Origin of the sequence: Alicyclobacillus pomorum DSM 14955 (assembly GCF_000472905.1) — a bacterium.
GTDB classification, from domain to species: domain Bacteria; phylum Bacillota; class Bacilli; order Alicyclobacillales; family Alicyclobacillaceae; genus Alicyclobacillus_A; species Alicyclobacillus_A pomorum.
Map to the genome: position 1 here is coordinate 205,416 of NZ_AXAR01000003.1, position 21,218 is coordinate 226,633.

Here is a 21,218-nt window from a genome sequence, read left to right on the forward strand (position 1 = left end):
CGAAAGCACGCGCAAAAATGAAAACGCTTGCTTGCAATGATTTGCGCAGTGTGCAAATTATTGCGCGGTCTGCGTGCGATATTTTGCGCAATACGATGGGCGAGTGGCTTGCGTGGGCGTTCGGTGAGTTTGGCACGCCTCTTGCATGAGACAGGAGTGCGGTGTTCGTTTTACGGTCAAGTTTGGATTTGGCGTTCTTTTTGCTATTCTTAGGTGTGGAATAACAAGGAGGCAAGGTTTGCCATGCAACTGTTTCAGTATCTCGAAAAGTATGATTACGAACAAGTGGTATTTTGTCAGGATGAGGCATCTGGGTTGAAAGCAATCATCGTCATCCACGATACAACGTTGGGGCCCGCGTTGGGCGGGTGCCGCATGTGGACGTATGCGAATGAAGAAGATGCCATCATGGACGCGCTGCGCTTGGCACGCGGAATGACTTATAAAGCAGCCGCAGCTGGACTGAATCTCGGTGGCGGCAAAACGGTCGTCATCGGCAATCCGAAGACGGACAAGTCGGAAGCGTTGTTCCGCGCTCTGGGACGGTTTATCCAGAGCTTAAACGGACGGTACATCACGGCGGAAGACGTGGGTACGAACGTTCACGACATGGATACGATTCACATGGAGACCAACTACGTGACGGGGATTTCTCAGGCGTATGGATCCAGCGGCAATCCGAGTCCAGTCACAGCGTTCGGCGTCTTCCGAGGGATTCAGGCGACGGCCAAGGAAGCCCTAGGTACAGACGACCTGGCGGGCAAGACCGTGGCCATTCAGGGGCTTGGCAGTGTAGGTTATTCTCTAGCTGAACATCTACACGCTGCGGGAGCCCGTTTGATTGTCACCGATATCAACCAGGACGCACTGAAGCGGGCACAGATGGAGTTGGGTGCGCGCGTCGTATCTCCCGCAGAGATTTTTGAAGTGGAATGCGATATATTTTCACCGTGTGCGCTCGGCGCGGTCATTAACGATGACACCGTTGAACGGCTGCGCTGCGCTGCTGTAGCGGGTTCGGCGAACAACCAGTTGGCGGAAGAACGCCACGGAGACCGCCTGCACGAGCGGGGGATTCTGTACGCACCGGACTACGTCATTAACGCTGGCGGCCTCATCAACGTGGCGGATGAGCTGGAAGGATATAACGCCGAACGCGCGAAAAAGAAAGTGGAACAAATTTACAATATCATGACAGAAATCTACAATATCGCGAAGCGGGAAAACCTGCCGACGTATCGCGCGGCGGATCGGATGGCTGAGACACGCATTGAGCAAATGCGCAAGGTGCGGAGCACGTTTGTCCAAGGGGCAAAGTCCGCGCTCAACCGCTGACTTATCCGGGAGGACAACAATTCGATGTCAGAGACGAATTACGATGTGGTGATTGTAGGTGGCGGCACCGGAGGCTACGTTGCCGCCATTCGGGCAGCGCAACTCGGCCTAAAGGTCGCTGTTGTGGAAAAAGACAAGCTGGGCGGCACCTGTCTGCACCGCGGATGCATTCCGAGCAAAGCGCTGCTGCGAACTGCTGAAGTGTATGCAACCGCCAAGGAGGCGGACCGATACGGGGTGGAGCTGGCTTCCCCGGCCCTGAATCTCCCGAAAGCGATGGCGAGAAAGGCGAACATCGTAGACCAACTACACAAAGGCGTTCAATTTTTGATGAAAAAGAACCAAGTGGACGTGATTCATGGCATCGGCCGCGTGATGGGGCCATCCATCTTCTCCCCACAGGCCGGCGCGGTCTCCGTAGAGCACGAAAACGGCGAAACGCAGATTTTGTCGCCGCGCTTTACGTTGATTGCCACCGGGTCTCAACCCAGGTCACTGCCTGGACTGGAGTTTGACGGGCAGAAGGTCATTTCCAGCGATGATGCCCTGCAACTGGAGCGGCTTCCAGCATCCGCCATCATTGTTGGCGCAGGAGCTATCGGTGTGGAGTGGGCTTCGATGCTCAGTGACTTCGGTGTGGAAGTGACGTTGGTGGAGTATCTGCCGCGCATCCTGCCGCTGGAAGACGAAGACATTTCAGCAGAAACGGCGCGCATTTTGAAGAAGCGCGGGGTTCGCATCAAGACTGGTGCCAAGGTTCTGCCGGAGACACTTGACAAGTCTGCTGATGTGAGCATCGAGGTAGAGGTAGGTGCTCAGCGGGAGAGACTCTCCGCGGAGCTGATGCTCGTGGCTGTCGGTCGCACGCCAGTGGTCGAGAACATCGGGCTAGAGGCGACGGAAGTCAAGCTGGAGCGCGGTGCCATTGTAGTCGATGAACACTACCGAACGGCAGAAGAAAATATTTTTGCCATCGGCGACGTCATCGGCGGTGTGCAACTCGCGCACGTTGCGGCGCACGAAGGGATCCATGCTGTTGAGGTCATGGCAGGTCGGTCGCCGCGACCCATCGACTACAGCATGATTCCTAAGTGCACGTACAGTCGGCCGGAAGTGGCGAGCGTCGGATTGACGGAGGCCGAGGCAAAGGAACGTGGCTACGATGTAAAAGTAGGGAAGTTCCAGTTCCGAGCCATCGGGAAGGCGCTCGTGTTCGGCGAAGCGGATGGTTTTGTGAAGATAGTCGCAGATGCAGATACGGATGACGTGCTGGGTGTGCACATGGTCGGTCCGCATGTCACTGATCTGATCTCTGAAGCAGCGTTGGCCAGAGTGCTTAACGCCACTCCGTGGGAAGTCGGGCACACCATTCACCCGCATCCGACGCTGTCGGAAGTACTGGGTGAAGCGGCGCTCGCCGTGGACGGAGTGGCTATACATTCGTAAACGTTCGGTACAAGCGGAGGAGGCGTAACGCCGATGGCAGACAAGGTTCGCCATATCGAATTGGGATTGACCGACCAGCAAGTGCTGGACATGTACTGGTACATGGTATTGGCGCGCACCGTGGACGAGCGCATGTGGCTGTTGAATCGCGCTGGCAAGATCCCGTTCGTCATTTCTTGTCAAGGTCAGGAAGGAGCGCAAGCTGGTGCCGGGTTTGCGCTGGACCCTTCGAAGGACTATATCGCGCCGTACTATCGAGATTTGTGCTTGGTGCTCATCTACGGGCATACGGCGAAGTCGGAGTTGTTATCCGCCTTTGGCAAGCCCGAAGATCCGAACAGTGGCGGTCGTCAGATGCCTGGGCACTTTGGGGATAGGAAGCGCCGGATCATCACGGGATCCAGCCCGGTGGGAACGCAGATTCCACACGCGGTCGGGGCAGCGCTGGCAGCAAAGATGCGCGGCGAGGATTTTGTGGCATACGTGTCCTTCGGTGAAGGAACGAGCAATCAGGGGGATTTTCACGAAGCGGCAAACTTCGCTGGAATCCACAAATTGCCGGTCATCTTTTTTTGTGAAAACAACCGATACGCGATTTCGGTACCGGAAAGTAAACAGTTGGCTTGTAAAAACGTCGCCGACCGGGCGGCAGGCTACGGATTTGAAGGCGTGGTCGTGGACGGTATGGACCCGCTTGAAGTATACCGCGTGATGAAGGCGGCTGTAGAGAAAGCGCGGAATGGTGGAGGTCCAACGCTCGTCGAAGCCAAGACATACCGTCTGGTACCACATTCGAGCGATGATGACGACCGCTCCTACCGGACTCGCGAAGAGGTGGAGGAGGCCAAGAGAGGCGACTCCATCGTCCGCTTAAAGCAGTATTTGCTGGATGTCGGCCTGCTCACGGAAGAAAAGGACGCGGCACTTCGCAAGAAGGCATTGGACGAAGTGAACGAGGCGACGGCATACGCAGAAAAGGCACCGCACGCGGACCCAGCCACCTTGACGCACTACGTTTATGCGGAGGAGGCAGTGCACCATGGCCGTTAAGCAATACATTGAAGCCATTCACGATGCGCTCCAGGAGGAGATGGCGCGCGACGAGCGCGTATTTGTGCTCGGCGAAGACGTTGGCGTGCGCGGCGGTGTCTTTCGCGTGACGGCCGGCCTCATTGAACAGTTTGGGGAGTACCGCGTATTGGATTTCCCGTTGACGGAATCCGCAATTGTCGGTGTTGCCATTGGGGCGGCGGCAGCTGGGATGATTCCGGTCGCGGAAATTCAGTTCGCGGACTTTATTCTACCTGCCGTGAACCAAATTATTTCGGAAGCAGCGAAGTTCCGCTATCGGTCGAATAACGATTGGAATTGTCCGATTGTCATACGCGCTCCATACGGAGGCGGCATTCACGGTGCGCTGTACCACTCCCAGAGCATGGAGGCGCTGTTCACACACGTTCCCGGGCTCAAAATTGTCACGCCGTCCACACCGGAAGACGCGAAGGGGCTGTTGGTGTCTGCCATTCGCGATCCAGATCCGGTTCTGTTTTTTGAACACAAGAAACTCTACCGCTCGATTCGAGGAGAAGTGCCGGAAGGAGAGTACTCCACTCCGATTGGCAAGGCCGCGGTGCGTCGCGAAGGCGACGACATCACCGTCATCACCTACGGATTGGGGGTTCACCTGGCGCTCGATGCCGCTTCGCATTTGGAAAAAGAGGGCATCTCGACGCACATTCTCGATTTGCGTACGCTACGACCACTGGATGAACAAGCCATCCTGGAGGCAGCGCGGAAAACGGGGAAAGTCCTGATTGTTCATGAAGACAATAAGGTCTGTGGCGTCGGAGCGGAAGTATCCGCCATCATTGCGGAGCACGCGTTATTCGACTTGGACGCGCCGGTTCGGCGACTGGCAGGTCCAGAAGTGCCCGCCATGCCGTTCAGTCCGACGTTGGAAAAGGCGTACATGCTGAATACCGACAAAGTCGCGCAGGAGATGCGCGCGCTGGCGAAGTTTTAAGGCGAGTCAAAGGATGGGAAGGAGTGGTCGTGCATGCCGGATGTAAAAATGCCTCAGCTGGGCGAGAGTGTCACAGAAGGGACCATCGGCAAGTGGCTGAAAAACGTCGGCGACAAAGTATCTAAGTACGAGCCTCTCGTTGAGGTGATGACGGACAAGGTGAACGCGGAGGTACCGTCCGACTTTGAGGGAACGTTGACAGAAATCCTTGTGCAGGAGGGAGAAACGGTCAAGGTCGGGACTGTGCTTTGTCGTATTGCGGAGGCTGGAGAACAAAGTGATGCCCAATCAGCCAACGCTGCTGCGCCAAGCGCGCATCCGACCGAACCACAGACACCGTCGGCACCTCGCCCCGCCAGTGCCCGTAGCCGTTTCTCACCCGCGGTCTTGCGGCTGGCCGAGGAGCACAATATCGATTTATCTACCATTTCCGGAACAGGAGAGGGTGGTCGAATTACCCGCAAAGACGTGTTAGCGGCGATTGAAGCAGGAAAACACGGTACCTCTGAGCCTGCCGAAGGGACTCCTGCTTCGGTATCCGCGTCCGCATCTGCGCAAAACGACAGGGCGGCTGCGCCAGCAGCGTCTCGTGGCGAAGCCGCTCCTCCCAGTGTACATACGGAAGCCGGGCAATCGAGTGAAGACGTCGAAGTGCTGGAGCCTAGCCCCATCCGTAAGACCATCGCACGTCGAATGGTCGAGAGCAAGCATAACGCGCCCCATGCATGGACCATGGTGGAGGCGGATGTTTCGGAACTGGTTGCCTTCCGCCAGCGAGTCAAGGCCGATTTCAAACGCAAGGAAGGCGTCGATTTGACGTACCTGCCGTTTTTCATTAAGGCCGTGGTCGAAGCGCTCAAGCAGTACCCGATGCTGAACGCGTCCTGGGTGGACGACAAAATTCACGTACACAAGCGGATCAACATTTCCATCGCCGTCGCTACGGATGATGCGCTCGTGGTGCCAGTGATTCACAATGCAGACCGATTGAGTATCGCTGGCCTTGCGCACGCGGTGAACGAATTGGCAGCCAAGGCGAGGTCGGGGCGACTGTCTCTACAGGATGTGCAAGGTGGCACATTTACCGTCAACAACACAGGGGCGTTCGGCTCGATTTTGTCGCAACCGATTATCAACGCGCCGCAGGCAGCCATTCTTTCGGTCGAGTCCATTGTCAAACGGGCTGTTGTAGTGAACGACGCGATTGCCGTGAGAAGCATGGTCAACCTCTGCCTGTCGCTGGATCACCGACTCTTGGACGGCTGGGTTGCTGGACAGTTCCTGAAAGCTGTGAAAGAACGCCTGCAGTCTTTTGGAAATGACACCGTATTGTTCTAAATCCCGTGCGGTGAATCAGTTTCGGGATGGTGCATCCAGCACCATCCTTTGACATGTTTCCCGGATGATTTACACTAGGAGTGGAGAATAGGGACCTCCGTCGTTCTCATACGGAAGGGTGTGAAGGCATGACAGAATCCAAGTTCCTGGAAAAACAGCGAATCAAAGAGCAACTTATGAAAGAACAGAGGGCCTCACGACCGGATTGGTTGAAAATCAAGGTCAAGACGGGGCCCAACTACCGTGATCTGAAAGAGATCATGCGCGGCAAATCCTTGCATACCGTGTGCGAAGAAGCGCGCTGTCCGAATATCTTCGAGTGCTGGGAGCATAGGACGGCGACGTTTATGATTCTCGGAGACATCTGTACACGCGCGTGTCGGTTTTGCGCGGTCCACAGTGGGAAACCCACGGAACTCGACTGGCAGGAGCCAAAGCGTGTTGCGGACGCCGTGGTGGACATGGGTCTACAACACGTGGTGGTGACCAGCGTGGCGCGCGACGACTTGGAGGATGGCGGTGCCTCCATTTTCGCAGCCACCATTCGCGCCATCCGCGAACGTGTCCCAGGCTGCGGCGTGGAAGTCTTAATCCCGGACTTCATGGGCAATTGGGACGCGCTGAAAACGGTGATGGATGCCTCTCCGGACATCCTCAATCACAATGTGGAAACCGTACGACGGTTGTCCGACAAGGTTCGTTCCAAGGCAAAATATGACCGGACGCTGGAACTTCTCCGCAGGGCCAAGGAAATGCGCCCGGATATCCGCACGAAGTCGAGCATTATGGTCGGTCTCGGTGAGACGTTTGAAGAAATTCTGGAGACCATGGACGACTTGCGGGCGGTCGGTGTCGACATCCTCACGATTGGGCAGTATTTGCAACCTACGAAGAAACACCTGTTGGTCGAGAAGTTCTACACGCCGACGGAGTTTCTGAGATTACGCGGTGAAGGTCTGAAGCGAGGATTCGCGCACGTCGAATCCGGCCCAATGGTGCGCAGCTCGTACCATGCACATGAACAAGTGCAACGCGCGAACGGTTTACCTTTGCAGTCGCTCAGTGCTGAAGAGCGAGCATTGCACTTGGCCAAGCATGGTAGCGAATCGGACGTGAACGTAGCTTCCGTGGCGGACGGGGGGACAACGCGTTGAGCAAGGTACAAGCGGAGTGGATTTCCCTCGGAACCATGAAGTACGACGAGGCACTGGCTGTACAGGAGCGGCAGCGAGACGACGTCCTGAACGGCGCCACGGACCGCCAGGTGGTATTCACGGTCGAGCACCCGCCCACCATCACGATTGGGCGCAACGGCACCTCGAGTCATATTGTGGCGCCGCGCGCGTATCTGGAATCGCTGGGCATGGAAGTGTACGAGGTGGATCGTGGCGGGGACGTGACGTACCACGGCCCTGGACAGCTGGTGGTCTATCCGATTTTTCACCTGCAGCCCTGGGACAATGACGTAGGGCGATACGTACGCATGCTTGAGGAATCCGTCATCGTGGCACTGCGGGACGTCGGCTTGATTGCGTCGCGTCTCGAAGGCTACCCTGGCGTTTGGATGGGCACGAACAAGATTTGTGCGGTCGGCGTACGGATGCGTCGTCGGCCGTCCGGGGAGCTCGTCACGTCGCACGGAATCGCGCTCAACGTAAACACCGACTTGAGCCACTTTCAAACCATCATCCCGTGCGGATTGGCAGATAAAGGCGTGACGTCCATTGAACGGGAGACCGGAAGGAAAGCGTCCATGGTAGACTGGGAGAGACGGTTGATGGAGGCGTTTTCCGCGGTGTTTCAAGCGGAGTTCTCAAAGGGGGCGCTGCGCGCGTCCGGGCAGTAACAGGACACGGAGTGGATGGAGGAGAGGTGGGAGCATGAGCTTGGCTTGGACAGCTGGGATCATGGTCGCGATGGCGGTTGTCGCGATAGGGGTGGGTTTTTTTCGGTGTAGTTGGCGGACAACCGAAGTGAGTCAACCGTGACGTCTGCACGACCACAGGACAGGGGAGAGGTTGAGGCTGCCATGTCTATAGAGCGCGAGTATCAACAATGGCGAGACAAGACGGAAAAAGTGGTCGCCAAGCGACCGGAGCGTAAGTCTGAGTTTGTCAACGCGTCGGATATTCCAATTCAGCGATTGTATCTGCCACAAGACGGCATCCAGTCTGAACAGGAATACCTCGATAAACTCGGCTTCCCAGGCGAGTACCCGTATACGCGTGGGATTCAGCCGACGATGTATCGGGGACGGTACTGGACGATGCGGCAATACGCGGGGTTTGGCTCCGCAGAAGAGACCAACCGCCGTTTCCGCTACCTGTTGGAACAGGGGCAGACCGGCCTCAGCACTGCATTTGATCTGCCCACACAAATTGGATACGACGCGGACCATCCGTTTTCACGAGGAGAAGTCGGCAAAGTGGGGGTCTCCATTTCTTCGCTGCTGGACATGGAGACGCTACTGGCAGGCATTCCGCTGGACAAGGTCAGCACGTCGATGACCATCAACGCGCCCGCGTCTGTACTGCTGGCGATGTACCTGGTGGTGGCAGAGAAGCAGGGAGTAACGTGGGACAAGGTCTCCGGGACCATCCAAAACGATATTTTGAAAGAGTACGTGGCGCGTGGAACATACATATTCCCGCCGAAGCCCTCGATGCGGCTCATCACGGACATTTTTGAGTTCTGTTCACAGGAAGTTCCGAATTGGAACACCATTTCCATCAGCGGGTATCACATTCGGGAAGCGGGCTCTACGGCGGTACAGGAAGTGGCCTTTACGCTGGCAAACGCCATTGCGTACGTCGAAGCAGCGCTGGCGAAAGGGCTTGCAGTGGACGATTTTGCTCCGCGTCTCTCCTTCTTCTTTAATGCGCACAACGATTTCTTCGAAGAGATTGCGAAGTTTCGCGCAGCGCGTCGCATGTGGGCGAAGATTATGAAGGAACGATTCCACGCGACGTCGCCGAAATCGATGCAACTGCGCTTTCACACGCAGACCGCGGGTAGTACACTCACGGCGCAGCAACCGGACAACAATATTGTCCGAGTCACCGTGCAAGCGATGGCCGCCGTTTTGGGTGGTACACAGAGTCTTCATACGAATTCGCGGGACGAGGCACTGGCGCTCCCTACGGAAGATTCAGCTCGAGTTGCTTTGCGGACACAACAAATTCTTGCGTACGAAAGCGGTATCACCGATACGGTAGATCCGCTGGCGGGCAGCTACTACGTCGAGTCGCTCACCGACGCGATTGAGGAACGCGCATGGGCGTACATCGACTACATCGATGAACTCGGCGGTGCCGTGGCTGCAATTGAACAGGGATACCTGCAAAAGGAGATTCACAAGGCTGCGTACGACACGCAAATGGCCATCGAACGCGGAGACCAAATCGTAGTTGGCGTGAATAAATTCAAGCTGGACAACGAAGCGCAGCCGGAACTGCTCAGGGTGGATCCAACGCTCGGCCGGAAGCAGGCGGAAGCACTCGCGAAATTGCGAAGCGAACGGGCTGAGGAGCCGTGGCGCCGGGCACTCGATGCACTGAAGGAAGGTGCAAAGACGGATCAAAATTTGATGCCACTGATTATTGACGCTGTTCGGGCTTATGCCACCGTTGGCGAAATCTGCAACGTACTGCGCGACGTCTTCGGGGAATATCGCCCTTCGATTTTCTAAACGCACGGGAAGCAGCGGGGAGGTACGTCTATGTCTCAACCGATTCGGGTACTGATTGCGAAAGCGGGGCTGGACGGTCACGACCGCGGAGCGCTGGTGATTGCGCAAGGCCTTCGCGACCAAGGAATGGAAGTCATCTATACGGGACTTCGCCAGACCCCAGAGCAAATCGTTACAACCGCCATTCAGGAAGATGTGGCATGCATCGGGTTGTCGAGCCTATCAGGGGCTCATCTGGAATTGTTTCCGGAGGTCATTCGCTTGCTCAAGGAGCAGCAGGCGGACGATATTCTGGTGATTGGTGGCGGCGTCATCCCGGAATCGGACGTTGCGATTCTGGAGGCCGAGGGCGTTGCCAAGGTATTTACGCCGGGGACTACGATTGAGGAAGTTGCGGAATTTATCCGGGCCAACGTCCATTTGCGTGCGTTGGACGAGTCTGCACTGGCGGCTTCTCCGGCACGTACGATTGACCACGTCGGAGTCGCTGTCAAGAGCATCGCTGAAGTTCTTCCATTCTACACGCGACAGCTGGGGCTTTCCGTGACACACGAGGAAGTGGTGGCAGACCAAGGCGTCCGGGTGGTGTTTGTATCTGCGGCCAACGCAAATATCGAACTCCTGGAACCGGTGGATGAAACGGGGACAATGGCGAAATTCATCGCAAAGCACGGACCCGGCGTCCACCATGTGGCGTATGCTGTGGACGACATCCACCAAGCGATTGCACAAGCGAAGGCAGCTGGCATGCGCGTGCTCGATGAGTCGCCGAGGCGTGGCGCGCACGGCAAGTGGGTGGCGTTTTTGCATCCAAAAGACACGTTCGGCGTACTCACGGAATTCTGTCAACAGCCACAGGCAGGTGACCGGGAATGATGGAAGAGAAAATCTATGAACTCCAAGATCGGCGCAGGAAGGTGGAGCTTGGAGGCGGAGATAAGCGGATTCTCCAACAGCACGAAAAAGGCAAGTTGACGGCGCGGGAACGAATCGACTTGCTGTTGGACAGCGGTACGTTCCGGGAAATCAATCCGTTTGCCGCAACCCGATCTCAGTACTTGGGGATGGATAGCGTCGATGCTCCGGGCGAGGGCGTCGTCACAGGATATGGCAAGATTGACGGCCGCACAGTCTACGTGTTTGCCCAGGACTTTACGGTGTTTGGGGGCGCGTTGGGTGAAGTGCACGCGCAGAAGATTGCCAGGATTATGGATCTGGCCGCCAAAAACGGCGCGCCCATCATTGGTCTCAATGACTCAGGCGGGGCCCGCATCCAAGAGGGTGTCGTTTCACTGGACGGGTACGGCCACATTTTCTACCGTAACTCCATCTATTCAGGCGTGATTCCGCAGATCTCGGTCATCATGGGCCCATGTGCGGGTGGAGCGGTCTACTCACCGGCCATCACGGATTTCATCTTCATGGTGGAAGGCACCAGCCAGATGTTTATTACGGGGCCGAAGGTGATTGAAACGGTGACCGGTGAGAAAATCACCAGCGAAAACCTTGGTGGGGCGCGCGTTCAGGAAGGCGTCAGCGGCGTGGCACACTTTACGGCAAAGTCTGAAGAAGACGTGCTGCGAGACGTGCGCCGCCTGCTGAGCTTTTTGCCTTCCTCCTATACGGAGGAGGTGCCGCGAAAGGAAGGGGCGTACTCTTTCAAAGCGGATGACCAACTGCTGCAATTGGTTCCGGTGGACGGGACCAAAGTGTACGACGTGAAGGACGTGATTGCACGCCTCGTCGATGACGGAGACTTCATGGAGGTGCAGCCGTCGTTCGCTCGCAACGCCGTCGTTGGATTCGGGCGGATTGGTGGGTATACTGCGGGGTTTGTAGCCAACCAGCCCAAGTATTTGGCAGGTGGACTGGACATCAACTCATCGGATAAGATTGCCCGGTTCATTCGCTTCTGCGATTCTTTCAATATCCCGCTGATTACCCTCGAAGACGTGACGGGCTTTATTCCGGGCGTGAAACAGGAACATGGTGGCATCATTCGTCACGGCGCCAAGATCCTCTACGCCTACTCGGAAGCGACCGTTCCGAAGATTACAGTCATTCTTCGGAAAGCGTACGGCGGCGCGTACGTCGCGATGAACAGTAAGGCAATTGGAGCGGATCTGGTCTACGCGTGGCCAGCCTCGGAAATCGCTGTGATGGGACCGGAAGGTGCGGCCAACATCATTTACGCGAAAGAAATTGCAAATAGCCCGGATCCTGCTGCCACCCGAGCGGCGAGGATAGAGGAGTACCGCAGTCAGTTCGCCAATCCGTACGTGGCAGCAGGCGCAGGGATGGTCGACGACGTGATTGATCCGCGGGAGACTCGGCAAAAGCTCTACGAGGCGCTGGAACTCCTTCGGCACAAGCACGAAGCGAGGCCAACGAAGAAGCACGGAAACATTCCTTTATAATTATAATCATCGTTTCGCCCCGGTGCCGTGGACAGGCAGTGCGTTCACAGCCAGGGGCCTTTCTTTCTCAGCCAGTCTGATGTATGGAAGGTGGACCAAATGGATAGCGCGTATATTCGGAATTTGTTTTTGGAACTGGTGCAAATCGACAGCCATTCGCTGGAAGAAGCGTCTATGGCGAAACGGTGTGCGCAAGAGCTGGAAAGCTTGGGGTTCGAAGTCACGTTCGACGACGCGGGACAGGCGCTTGGAGGAAACACCGGCAATCTGATTGCCTATCTACCTGGCGACGAGACCAAGCAGACCGTGCTCTTAGCAGCCCACATGGACACAGTTCGGCCGGGTGTCGGGGTCAAGCCGCGCGTGGATGAGAATGGCGTGGTGTGGAGTGATGGCACCACAGTGCTTGGCGCGGACGACAAGGCTGGCGTGACCGCCATTTTGTCTGCCCTGCGGCATATTGTCCAAACCAACATGTCGCACGGACCCATACAAGTCGTCTTCACCATCGCCGAAGAGATGGGACTGCAAGGCGCAAAACAACTCGACGCGAAGCGCTTGCGCGCGGATCTGGGATTGTCTCTTGACTCCGGCGGCCCCCTCGGCACGGTCGTCGTCGCCGGACCGACACAGGTGAAGTGGCAGGCTGTATTCAGAGGGCGGGCCGCGCATGCCGGTGTCTCCCCGGAACGGGGCATTAGCGCCATCAAAGTGGCCGCTCATGCCGTGTCGAACATGCCGCACGGGCGCATCGACGCAGCGACGACCGTCAACATCGGCAGCTTTGTCGGGCAAGGGCCGACCAATGTGGTTCGAGACAAGGTGCAACTGGACGGAGAAGCGCGCAGTCTGAATCCACAGCGGTTGGACGAAGTCCTGCAGCAGATTGAAGAGGTGTTTCGCAAGACGGCAGCACAACATGGGGCAGAAGTTTCTTTCATGCACCAAAAAATGTACGACGGGTTCCGGTTTGACGAAGGAGACGATGTTCGCGCGAAGGCTGTAGCCGCGTTGGAAGCGGCAGGTTTTACGCCGAATCCGGTGGAGAGCGGCGGCGGTAGTGACGCCAACATTTACACCAGCAAAGGTGTGCCGACCATCAACATTGGCATTGGCTATGAAGACATTCATTCGACTTCAGAGCACATTGCATTGCAAGATATTGAAGGTGCGTCTCGCGTCATTGTAGAGTTCTGCGCGCGAGCGTAGTGATATCTGATGTCGCGCCTTGACGTGTGATGGCAGGCATACTAGACGCCAGCAGTGAAAAGGAGGTCAAGTCATGAGCGAAAAAGTCTTCGAGGAGCGCACAGTCGCCAGCGAGACGCTGTTTCAGGGGAAAATCATTGATCTAGAGCGGTTGCGCGTCCAGCTTCCCGACGGTCGGGAGGCAACAAGAGAAGTCGTGCGTCATCCTGGGGCAGTGGCCGTCCTCGCGGAGCCGACGCCGGGTTCGGTTGTTCTCGTCAAACAATATCGCAAGGCCCTTGACGAAAGTCTCGTTGAAATCCCAGCGGGTAAGCTGGAACCGGGTGAGTCCCCGGAAGTTTGCGCTGTTCGCGAGTTGCGGGAGGAGACCGGACTCGCAGCGCGCTCCGTGAACTCTGTGTTTGACTTTTTCACCAGTCCTGGTTTCGCTGATGAACGCATTTACCTGTACTACACCAACGATGTGGAACAGGAGGAGCAAGCCCTCGACGAGGACGAGTTTGTGGAAGTGACCAGCGCTACACGCGACGAAGTGACAGCCATGCTTCGGGATGGCTCCATTCGCGATGCAAAAACCCTGATTGCGCTCTTGTGGTGGATTCAGCAGAGCAACGGGCGATGAAACCACTCTACTGTGACTTCCATATTCACGTGGGCAGGTCGCTTGGACGTCCCGTGAAAATGGCGGCGGCTCCCGGAATGACGCTCGAGTCCGTGCTACACGCTGCGCGCTGCCAGAAGGGCTTGGACATCGTCACGGTGATTGACGCGGTGACTTCCAACGTGATGGTGGAACTGGAGGCTTTGGTTCAGCAGGGGAGACTGGTGCCCCTGGCGGGCGGAGGGCTGCAGTTTGAGAATGGACTCGTGGTTCTCCTAGGTGCGGAAATCGAAGTGGGTGGCCCGGACGGCGGCGCTGCCCACTTCGGGGCCTGGTTTGGCCACATGGATGCGGCCAAGGACTTCTTGCAGTGGCTTTCCACCGTACAGAAGAACACGGGCTTGTCGTCGCAGCGCGCTGCGACAGATGCAGTGACGTTACAAAATGAAGTCGCGTCGCGAGGCGGGATGTTTGTTGTGCACCACGCCTTCACTCCACACAAAGGCTTGTATGGAAACTGCGTTCGACGGCTAGCTGACATGGTTGACCCAGCACGAGTAGACGCGCTGGAGTTGGGGCTTTCTGCCGACACCGATATGGCTGATTGCCTCAGCGAGCTGCAGGACGTTACATTTCTATCGAATTCTGACGCCCATTCCCTGCCGAAAATTGCCCGCGAGTACAACGTCTTACAACTGTCCACCAGCGGATTTGACGGTGTGCGCCACGCGTTTCATCGAGTCAATGGGTGCGCAGTCATCGCGAACTACGGGTTGCACACGGCGCTTGGAAAATACCATCGCACGTTTTGCTTAACATGTGAGCGCATCTGGGAGCGCGGCGCACAACAGTGCGTCTGTGGGAGCACGAAGCGCGTAATGGGGGTCTATGACCGTCTGTGTGAGATTCGGGACAGGGCAGTTCCTGTCCACCCGGCCCATCGACCACCTTATATCCACCAGGTACCACTGGAGTTCATCCCGGGACTCGGGCCAAAGACCTACGCGCGGCTACTCACCGTGTTCGGCACCGAGATGGCGGTGTTGCATGAGGCGTCTTACGAGGATCTCGTAGACGTAGTTGGTGTAGAAGTAGCAAACAAGGTCGTCCAAGCTCGCTCAGGACAGGTCCAATTCATTGAAGGTGGCGGCGGAAGATACGGGCGCGTACAATTTAACGGCGAGTTGTCCTAACCCAAACGCTAGATACATAGATATAAACCAGTCAGCGATTTGCAATATAGCGACTGTATGTCATCCACGTGTATCACGTTTGGGGAGGGACCATCATGCCTGTGGCGATACAGCGCATTCGGGAGTTTTCGCCTTCGAACCTCTGGCAAAAGGTTCGCACGAGTGCTGAACCGCACCTGCACATCTGGATGTTCCTGTTCGCGGTGACCATCTGTGGCATTCTCTTCGGCAGTATTGTGGCCGGCCAACTCAATCGTGCAGATACGGCTGTGCTCGGACAAACGGTTCAACGACTACTGACAGCGGTGGCTGGTCATCAACTTGCACCCGCGTCTGATCTGTGGTGGCACCGAATGGTGGGCGATGTGCAACTGTTGGCTTTGATTTGGTTGTTCGGCGTGTCAGTCATCGGATTACCATTTGTCGTCATCGCCATCTTCTTGCGCGCGTTCAGCGTCGGATTCGCCGTAGGATTCACGGTGTTGCACTTTGGGTGGAAAGGATTTATCGTCGCTGCAGTGGCCATCTTTCTGCACCAGCTGTTGTCGTTGACTGCCATTCTCTGTGCCGGTGTCTTTGCTATTCGGTTCTCTGCAGGCATTCTGCGGCGGGTTTATCCGCTGCCTGCATTGAGTACAGCGTTTCTTAAGTACACCGCGTTGTTCGCCATCTGCGGCGTGGTTCTGATGGCTGGTGCCTTGTTACAGGCATACATCGCTCCGCCTCTCTTGCATGGCACCTTAGCGGGGTAAAAGTGAGGAAGGAAGGGTGGGCGTGGCTAGAAAATTCACCGATGTGAACGAAGCGTTTGAGTGTATCCACTGCGGGGCGAGCGTTCGTCCGTCCGTGAGATCATGTCGGAATCACTGCCCAGAGTGTCTGCACTCTGTGCACCTGGACGTGTTTCCTGGAGACAGGGCAGCCGAATGTGGCGGGTTGATGATTCCGGTTCGGGTGACATACAACTCCAGGAAAGGGTATCAAATTGTGCACAAGTGCGCCCAGTGCGGCCATGAGTCCAGAAATGTGGCTGCGCTGGAACACGAAGAACAGCCTGATTCACTGGAAGCCTTGCTGAAGCTGATGCAGAGAGGTTGAGAGGAGATGGGCTCGTGCGACAATGGTCGAGAGGGTTGCGAATTGTCGCGACCGTCGTGGTCATCATCTGGGGGCTGCTTGTGTTGCAATCGGAGGTCGTGAACCGGGCGTTTTATAATCCATACAACACCCCCACACCACCCTATGTGTCGGTGTTTACTCAGTTTCCCTCTTCCGCACATTGGTCGAAATGGGTGTGGGACATCGGACGCGACGTCGTTACTTTCATCCGGTTTCCGAATTGATGAACTGGCAGGACTTTCACAAGGCGCGTGGAATACAAGATAGGCATTGGAGACAAGCTAAGGGAGTCTGGTCATGAACGAGTGGATTACGCGGTTTATCGATTATCTGGCTGTGGAACGCGGCTTGTCCATGAATACACTACAATCGTATCGACGAGACTTGTGCGCCTTCGCGGAGTACTTGAAGCGCACAGCCCAGCAGGATGTGATTCACGCAAAGCAGGCGCAGATTGTAGGGTATCTCGGCCATTTGAAAGCCTTAGGGCGCGCCAATACCACCGTATCCCGGAACCTTGCGAGTATCCGCTCGTTTTATCATTATCTGTTACGAGAAGAAGCGCTCTTTGTCGATCCGACAGTACACGTGGAGACACCCAAAGTGGAAAAACGCTTGCCCAAAGTGCTGACCATCGATGAAGTGGAGCGACTGTTGCGCGCACCGGATGCGTCGACGCCGGCCGGTGCACGGGATAAGGCGATGCTCGAGCTGTTGTACGCAACAGGGATTCGGGTCAGCGAATTGGTGTCCCTCCAGGTTTCAGATGTCAATCTATCCGCAGGCTTCTTGAGGTGCATGGGAAAAGGGGCGAAGGAGCGGATCATCCCGGTGGGAGAGTACGCGCAGCAGACCTTGGCTCACTACCTGGAATTTGGCCGAAGCAAACTGCTCCGGGAACACGAGGTTCACGCGCTGTTTTTAAACCATCACGGAGGCCAGATGTCTCGTCAGGGCTTCTGGAAAATCCTAAAAAAATACGCCCTCGCTGCGTCGATACATAAGCATATTACCCCACATACGCTGCGTCACTCGTTTGCGACGCATTTATTGGAACGCGGCGCGGACCTACGCGCTGTCCAGGAAATGCTGGGCCACGCCGACATCTCGACGACTCAAATTTATACCCACGTCACGCGTACTCGATTGAAAGAAGTGTACGCGACGGCGCATCCAAGGGCGTAGCGAATCCTGCGCACTTGGCTAGATCTACCTTGGCAAGAGGTTCAAGGGCGCACTTGGGCCATCTTTTTGTGTCCATCGCTATACACGCGGTGGGCCGTGTGATTGCGCGCCCATTTGAAGGACATCCAGGAGCCTACAAACGGGCGCATCGGCGGAAGGATTTTTCACTGCAATTTGGCGAAACGGTGTTAAACCACGTCGCGGACGCTGGTTATCCCGTGTGCGACATCGGCAAGATCTATGACATCTACGGCGGATCACGGTTGCGACCCAACCACGCCAGGTACGGACCACACGCGCGAGTGGGTCCCCCTCCTGGTATGGCAGCGCAACATGAAAGAGGCCATACCGCTTGGGGATCGCGAGACGTTTGCGGACCTTGGCGCGACTGTGGCGGCGTTTTTTGGCGTTGAAGGATCTGGCATCGGAAGGAGTTTCCTGACTGAGCTTGGTCCCATTGGCGGCGCCTGATGGAATTGGGTACATAGCATCCTTCTCACAGTGGCCATCCTATACGCTGGGAGGGATGCGACATGCCAAAAGGCGTGAGGTGCGTGGTCGAAGAGTGTGTGTTCAACGAACGGCACGACTGTGTCGCCGACAACATCGAAGTCAGCTCGAATGGCAATGACATCGTAGGTACCTCCAAGGGCACCATGTGTGCCACTTTCCGTTATCGGGACTTCGATGACGGGTACACTCATTCGGAACATGGGGTTCATGCGTAACCCTGCCTCCGGGAGCGGCTTTCACAGAGAACACTCCATCGAAAGAGGAATGCTGCTGTTGTGCGCATTCCTCTTTTGTCGTTTCTGGCTGATAGAAGTTGTGTAACCTGCGCACACTAGCGCCGAGGACTTTATCTAGACAGAACGGAACGGAGGGAATTGGGATGAGGCAACACTTGAAATGGTGGTTGACTTGTCTATCCGTGTTGTCTTGCACCACGGTCGTACCGGCAGCTGCGTCAGCAGCTGTGCAGCCGGAGGTCACAGGCGAGCAAAAGGCGCACCTCACATCAGACGTACCGGGTAGCAACGTTGAAATGAAGGTGCAATCTGAACCGAATGACGATGCAAATCCCTCAGACGGCCTTGCACGAGAGGCCCGCTCCGCTGTGGTGATGGACGCTGCAACGGGGAAGGTTCTATTTGAGAAAGATGCGCACCGCCGCTTGCCGATGGCGAGTATTACAAAAATTATGACGATGCTGTTGATCATGGAGGCCGTGGACAGCGGCAATCTAAAACTGACGGACCAGGTGAAGACCAGTGAGTACGCGGCGAGCATGGGCGGCTCGCAAATTTTCCTGCAGCCTGGAGAGGTGATGTCCGTCGGGGACATGCTCAAAGGGATTGCCATGGCATCTGCCAACGACGCGTGCATTGCGATGGCGGAGCACATGAGGGGATCGGCAGAAGGATTTGTACGACAAATGAATCAGCGCGCTGCCCAGTTAGGGATGAAGGATACCCACTTTGTCAACTGCAATGGGCTGCCGGCGCCGGATCACTACAGTTCTGCACACGATATTGCCGTGATGTCGCGTGAACTGTTGAAGCACTCGAAGGTCCTGAAGTATACGTCGGCGTACAGCGACTACTTGCGGAAAGACACCGATCATCCGTTTTGGCTGGTCAATACCAATAAACTGGTACGTTTCTACGACGGCGTGGATGGACTGAAGACGGGTTACACCCAGGAAGCGAAATACTGCCTCTCGGCGACAGCCAAGCGAGACGGATTTCGGGTTATCACAGTGGTGATGGGAGAGCCAAAGACCAGCATTCGCAACAAAGAGGTCTCGGAGCTGTTCAACTGGAGCTTTGCGCACTACACGTCCAAAGTCCTGTACCAAGCCGGGCAAAGTGTAGATGAATTGGAGTTGCGTCACGGTCATCCTGAGATGCTGAAAGTCGTGACCGCGGACACGGTGGGAATGGTTGAAGAAAAGGGTCAGAAACATGATTACGACGTGGATGTGACGTACAAAGAGAACCTTGCCCCGCCCATCAAATCGGGCCATCAGGTCGGGACTATGGTTGTGAAAGACAATGGGCGAGTTGTCGCGTCAGTTCCTCTGCTTGCCGGCCACGACGTCAGACGAACCGGCTTCTTTACGGGTGTGGGAAGAGCGTTACGGGACATCGTGACGTTTGGATCTTAGTGCGTACTTTGGGGCATGCCGATATAAGATTCGCCGTTCTTGGTGCTGACCACTTCCCGTATCGGACGCGGTGCGTGCGGGAAGTGGCTGACAAGAACTGTGTTTTGTTTGTCGAATTTTCTGCCATTTTGTGAAAACTACCGGAAAATTTTTATTTTGCAGGAAATATGTCAGTATGCGCTGAGCGCCATGTTGGCCACTCGAATGGCGTCTGCGGACGCGCTGGCCGCATCTCCTAAAGCCCACAAGGCTTGTGCGCGTACACTGTACAGTCCAGATACCAACGTCATGTCGTGGGTTTCTGCGCTACATTGTAAACCGAGGTTGGCATTCTCCAGCGCCAATTGAGGTTCGTTTTTGTGCATGTACGCGACAGCCAGTGTGTGGCGGGCAAGCAACTGTAGTTCAGGGGTATCTTTATCCAGCAGAACAGCCTCTTTTGCGTCCGCAATGGCCTCGTCCCACTGCTCCAGTTCCAGACAGCACGCGGCCCGTTCGGACAGTGCGTTCGCGAGTCTCAGGACATCGAGTCGAATTTCACGATGTTCAATACACCACGACAATTTCTCCTTGGCTTCGACGAATTTTCCTGCACGGCGGAGACCGATGCCGATGTTCACATGGCATTGATTGATGCCGCGCTGGTGACGGATGACGTCGTAGATGCGAATGGCCTCCTGCAGTTTGTCTTCACCAAGCTCGTATCGCCCCAGTTCAATATAGGCGGCTCCCATTCCGTGAAGAATCATGGCGTGATCCAACTGCGCTTGATACCGTTCCGCGAGAACGACTGCACGTCGGTAACTTTCCAAAGCGACTTCAAACTGCCTGAGTTGCATGTGGATACGTCCCAAATTCGCGTAGATTTTCATAGCGATAGGCATGTTGAGATCAGGGTGGCGACGAAGTAGTTCTGCAGCACGCTGCCAGTGCATCCGGGCGACGCCCCAACGACTTTGTCGTCGTTCGAGCTGACCCAAGTGGAAGTAGGCGTGAACAGCACGCGGAACATCGTCCCGTTCCAAGGAGGCGCGGACCACTTCTTCGTACATGTTCGCTGCATCCCCGTACTGTTGTAGACGTTCATAGCACTGGGCCAGGTCTAAGAACAATACCTCTTCGCGGAACTGGGGTGGAACTGGGGCAGTCAGCGTTTGCAGCAATGGAAGTGCAGCTGCATAATTCTCGGCTTCCATCAACTGTTTTGCACGCCGATAAGCCTGCACGAGATCTGTTTTATGGTGGATATCATCGGCGAAGAAACTCGGCTTCACTCCAAGTCGTGCGGCCAGTTGTTCCAGTAGTTCCTGAGAAGGTGTCGCCTTGTCTGATTCAATTTGGCTAATCATGCTCGGGGTCACAAGGCCACGCGCGAGCGCTAATTGCGTCATCTTTCGTTCCTTGCGAAGATTGCGGATTTTCTGTCCAAGTGAGTCCATCGTATTCCTCCTCACTGCCTCTTATATTTTACTACGTTTATGAGAATCATAGGTATCA

Annotated in this window: 21 protein-coding genes; 20 read left to right on the top strand and 1 reads right to left on the bottom strand. The window is 56.0% G+C overall.

The features are described 5' to 3' along the window. Positions 1 to 243: 243 nt before the first annotated feature. The 20 genes from YWK_RS0104770 to YWK_RS0104865 all read left to right on the top strand — a co-directional run bounded on the left by YWK_RS0104770 (position 244) and on the right by YWK_RS0104865 (position 19,721). Complete coding sequence (locus tag YWK_RS0104770; protein ID WP_026963903.1) at positions 244 to 1,335, top strand: Glu/Leu/Phe/Val family dehydrogenase; 1,092 nt, start codon at positions 244 to 246, stop codon at positions 1,333 to 1,335. Between the two features lie 24 nt (positions 1,336 to 1,359). Beyond that, a complete protein-coding gene (gene lpdA / locus YWK_RS0104775; protein ID WP_026963904.1) occupies positions 1,360 to 2,781 on the top strand; it encodes a dihydrolipoyl dehydrogenase in 1,422 nt (473 codons plus the stop codon). 33 nt (positions 2,782 to 2,814) lie between these two features. Then, positions 2,815 to 3,831: a thiamine pyrophosphate-dependent dehydrogenase E1 component subunit alpha gene (locus YWK_RS0104780; RefSeq protein ID WP_026963905.1), complete on the top strand. Its 1,017-nt coding sequence runs from the start codon at positions 2,815 to 2,817 to the stop codon at positions 3,829 to 3,831. After that, complete coding sequence (locus YWK_RS0104785) at positions 3,821 to 4,804, top strand: alpha-ketoacid dehydrogenase subunit beta (protein WP_026963906.1); 984 nt, start codon at positions 3,821 to 3,823, stop codon at positions 4,802 to 4,804. The genes YWK_RS0104780 and YWK_RS0104785 overlap by 11 nt, the downstream gene beginning before the upstream one ends. 33 nt (positions 4,805 to 4,837) lie before the next feature. After that, positions 4,838 to 6,142: a dihydrolipoamide acetyltransferase family protein gene (locus tag YWK_RS0104790; RefSeq protein ID WP_026963907.1), complete on the top strand. Its 1,305-nt coding sequence runs from the start codon at positions 4,838 to 4,840 to the stop codon at positions 6,140 to 6,142. 128 nt (positions 6,143 to 6,270) lie between these two features. Then, the gene (gene lipA, locus YWK_RS18365; protein ID WP_084453483.1) at positions 6,271 to 7,296 is read left to right on the top strand and encodes a lipoyl synthase; all 1,026 of its coding nucleotides are present in this window, start codon (positions 6,271 to 6,273) and stop codon (positions 7,294 to 7,296) included. Beyond that, the gene (gene lipB / locus YWK_RS18370) at positions 7,293 to 7,988 is read left to right on the top strand and encodes a lipoyl(octanoyl) transferase LipB (protein ID WP_035465996.1); all 696 of its coding nucleotides are present in this window, start codon (positions 7,293 to 7,295) and stop codon (positions 7,986 to 7,988) included. Before lipA ends, lipB begins: the two co-directional genes overlap by 4 nt. A gap of 183 nt (positions 7,989 to 8,171) precedes the next feature. After that, positions 8,172 to 9,830 carry an acyl-CoA mutase large subunit family protein gene (locus tag YWK_RS0104805; protein WP_026963908.1) on the top strand — a complete coding sequence of 553 codons (1,659 nt, stop codon included), beginning with the start codon at positions 8,172 to 8,174 and terminating at the stop codon, positions 9,828 to 9,830. A gap of 30 nt (positions 9,831 to 9,860) precedes the next feature. Then, the gene (mce, locus tag YWK_RS0104810; RefSeq protein ID WP_026963909.1) at positions 9,861 to 10,706 is read left to right on the top strand and encodes a methylmalonyl-CoA epimerase; all 846 of its coding nucleotides are present in this window, start codon (positions 9,861 to 9,863) and stop codon (positions 10,704 to 10,706) included. Further along, positions 10,706 to 12,247: an acyl-CoA carboxylase subunit beta gene (locus tag YWK_RS0104815; protein WP_026963910.1), complete on the top strand. Its 1,542-nt coding sequence runs from the start codon at positions 10,706 to 10,708 to the stop codon at positions 12,245 to 12,247. Before mce ends, YWK_RS0104815 begins: the two co-directional genes overlap by 1 nt. A 99-nt stretch (positions 12,248 to 12,346) precedes the next feature. Next, positions 12,347 to 13,456, top strand: a complete 1,110-nt coding sequence (locus YWK_RS0104820; protein WP_026963911.1) for a M20/M25/M40 family metallo-hydrolase — start codon at positions 12,347 to 12,349, stop codon at positions 13,454 to 13,456. 73 nt (positions 13,457 to 13,529) lie between these two features. Further along, positions 13,530 to 14,078: an NUDIX hydrolase gene (locus YWK_RS0104825; RefSeq protein ID WP_026963912.1), complete on the top strand. Its 549-nt coding sequence runs from the start codon at positions 13,530 to 13,532 to the stop codon at positions 14,076 to 14,078. Then, entirely contained in the window at positions 14,075 to 15,250 is a 1,176-nt protein-coding gene (locus YWK_RS0104830) for an endonuclease Q family protein (protein ID WP_026963913.1), read from the top strand. Before YWK_RS0104825 ends, YWK_RS0104830 begins: the two co-directional genes overlap by 4 nt. A 95-nt stretch (positions 15,251 to 15,345) precedes the next feature. Continuing rightward, positions 15,346 to 16,002 (top strand): stage II sporulation protein M, encoded by a 657-nt coding sequence (gene spoIIM, locus YWK_RS18375; protein WP_051375145.1) that lies wholly within the window; start codon positions 15,346 to 15,348, stop codon positions 16,000 to 16,002. A gap of 22 nt (positions 16,003 to 16,024) precedes the next feature. Continuing rightward, entirely contained in the window at positions 16,025 to 16,348 is a 324-nt protein-coding gene (locus tag YWK_RS0104840) for an RNHCP domain-containing protein (RefSeq protein WP_026963914.1), read from the top strand. Between the two features lie 14 nt (positions 16,349 to 16,362). Continuing rightward, a complete protein-coding gene (locus YWK_RS0104845; protein WP_026963915.1) occupies positions 16,363 to 16,593 on the top strand; it encodes a hypothetical protein in 231 nt (76 codons plus the stop codon). A gap of 73 nt (positions 16,594 to 16,666) precedes the next feature. Then, positions 16,667 to 17,554: a site-specific tyrosine recombinase XerD gene (gene xerD / locus YWK_RS0104850; protein ID WP_026963916.1), complete on the top strand. Its 888-nt coding sequence runs from the start codon at positions 16,667 to 16,669 to the stop codon at positions 17,552 to 17,554. 240 nt (positions 17,555 to 17,794) lie between these two features. Beyond that, on the top strand, positions 17,795 to 18,025 hold the full coding sequence (locus YWK_RS22345) for a hypothetical protein (RefSeq protein WP_035465999.1): 231 nt from the start codon (positions 17,795 to 17,797) through the stop codon (positions 18,023 to 18,025). A gap of 62 nt (positions 18,026 to 18,087) precedes the next feature. Continuing rightward, entirely contained in the window at positions 18,088 to 18,282 is a 195-nt protein-coding gene (locus YWK_RS18385; protein WP_035466001.1) for a DUF1540 domain-containing protein, read from the top strand. Positions 18,283 to 18,599: 317 nt separating this feature from the next. After that, the gene (locus YWK_RS0104865) at positions 18,600 to 19,721 is read left to right on the top strand and encodes a D-alanyl-D-alanine carboxypeptidase family protein (protein ID WP_156909037.1); all 1,122 of its coding nucleotides are present in this window, start codon (positions 18,600 to 18,602) and stop codon (positions 19,719 to 19,721) included. A gap of 170 nt (positions 19,722 to 19,891) precedes the next feature. On the opposite strand, the gene YWK_RS20800 is transcribed toward YWK_RS0104865, so the two are convergent. Beyond that, positions 19,892 to 21,160 carry a tetratricopeptide repeat protein gene (locus tag YWK_RS20800; RefSeq protein ID WP_051375147.1) on the bottom strand — a complete coding sequence of 423 codons (1,269 nt, stop codon included), beginning with the start codon at positions 21,158 to 21,160 and terminating at the stop codon, positions 19,892 to 19,894. Positions 21,161 to 21,218 lie beyond the last annotated feature (58 nt).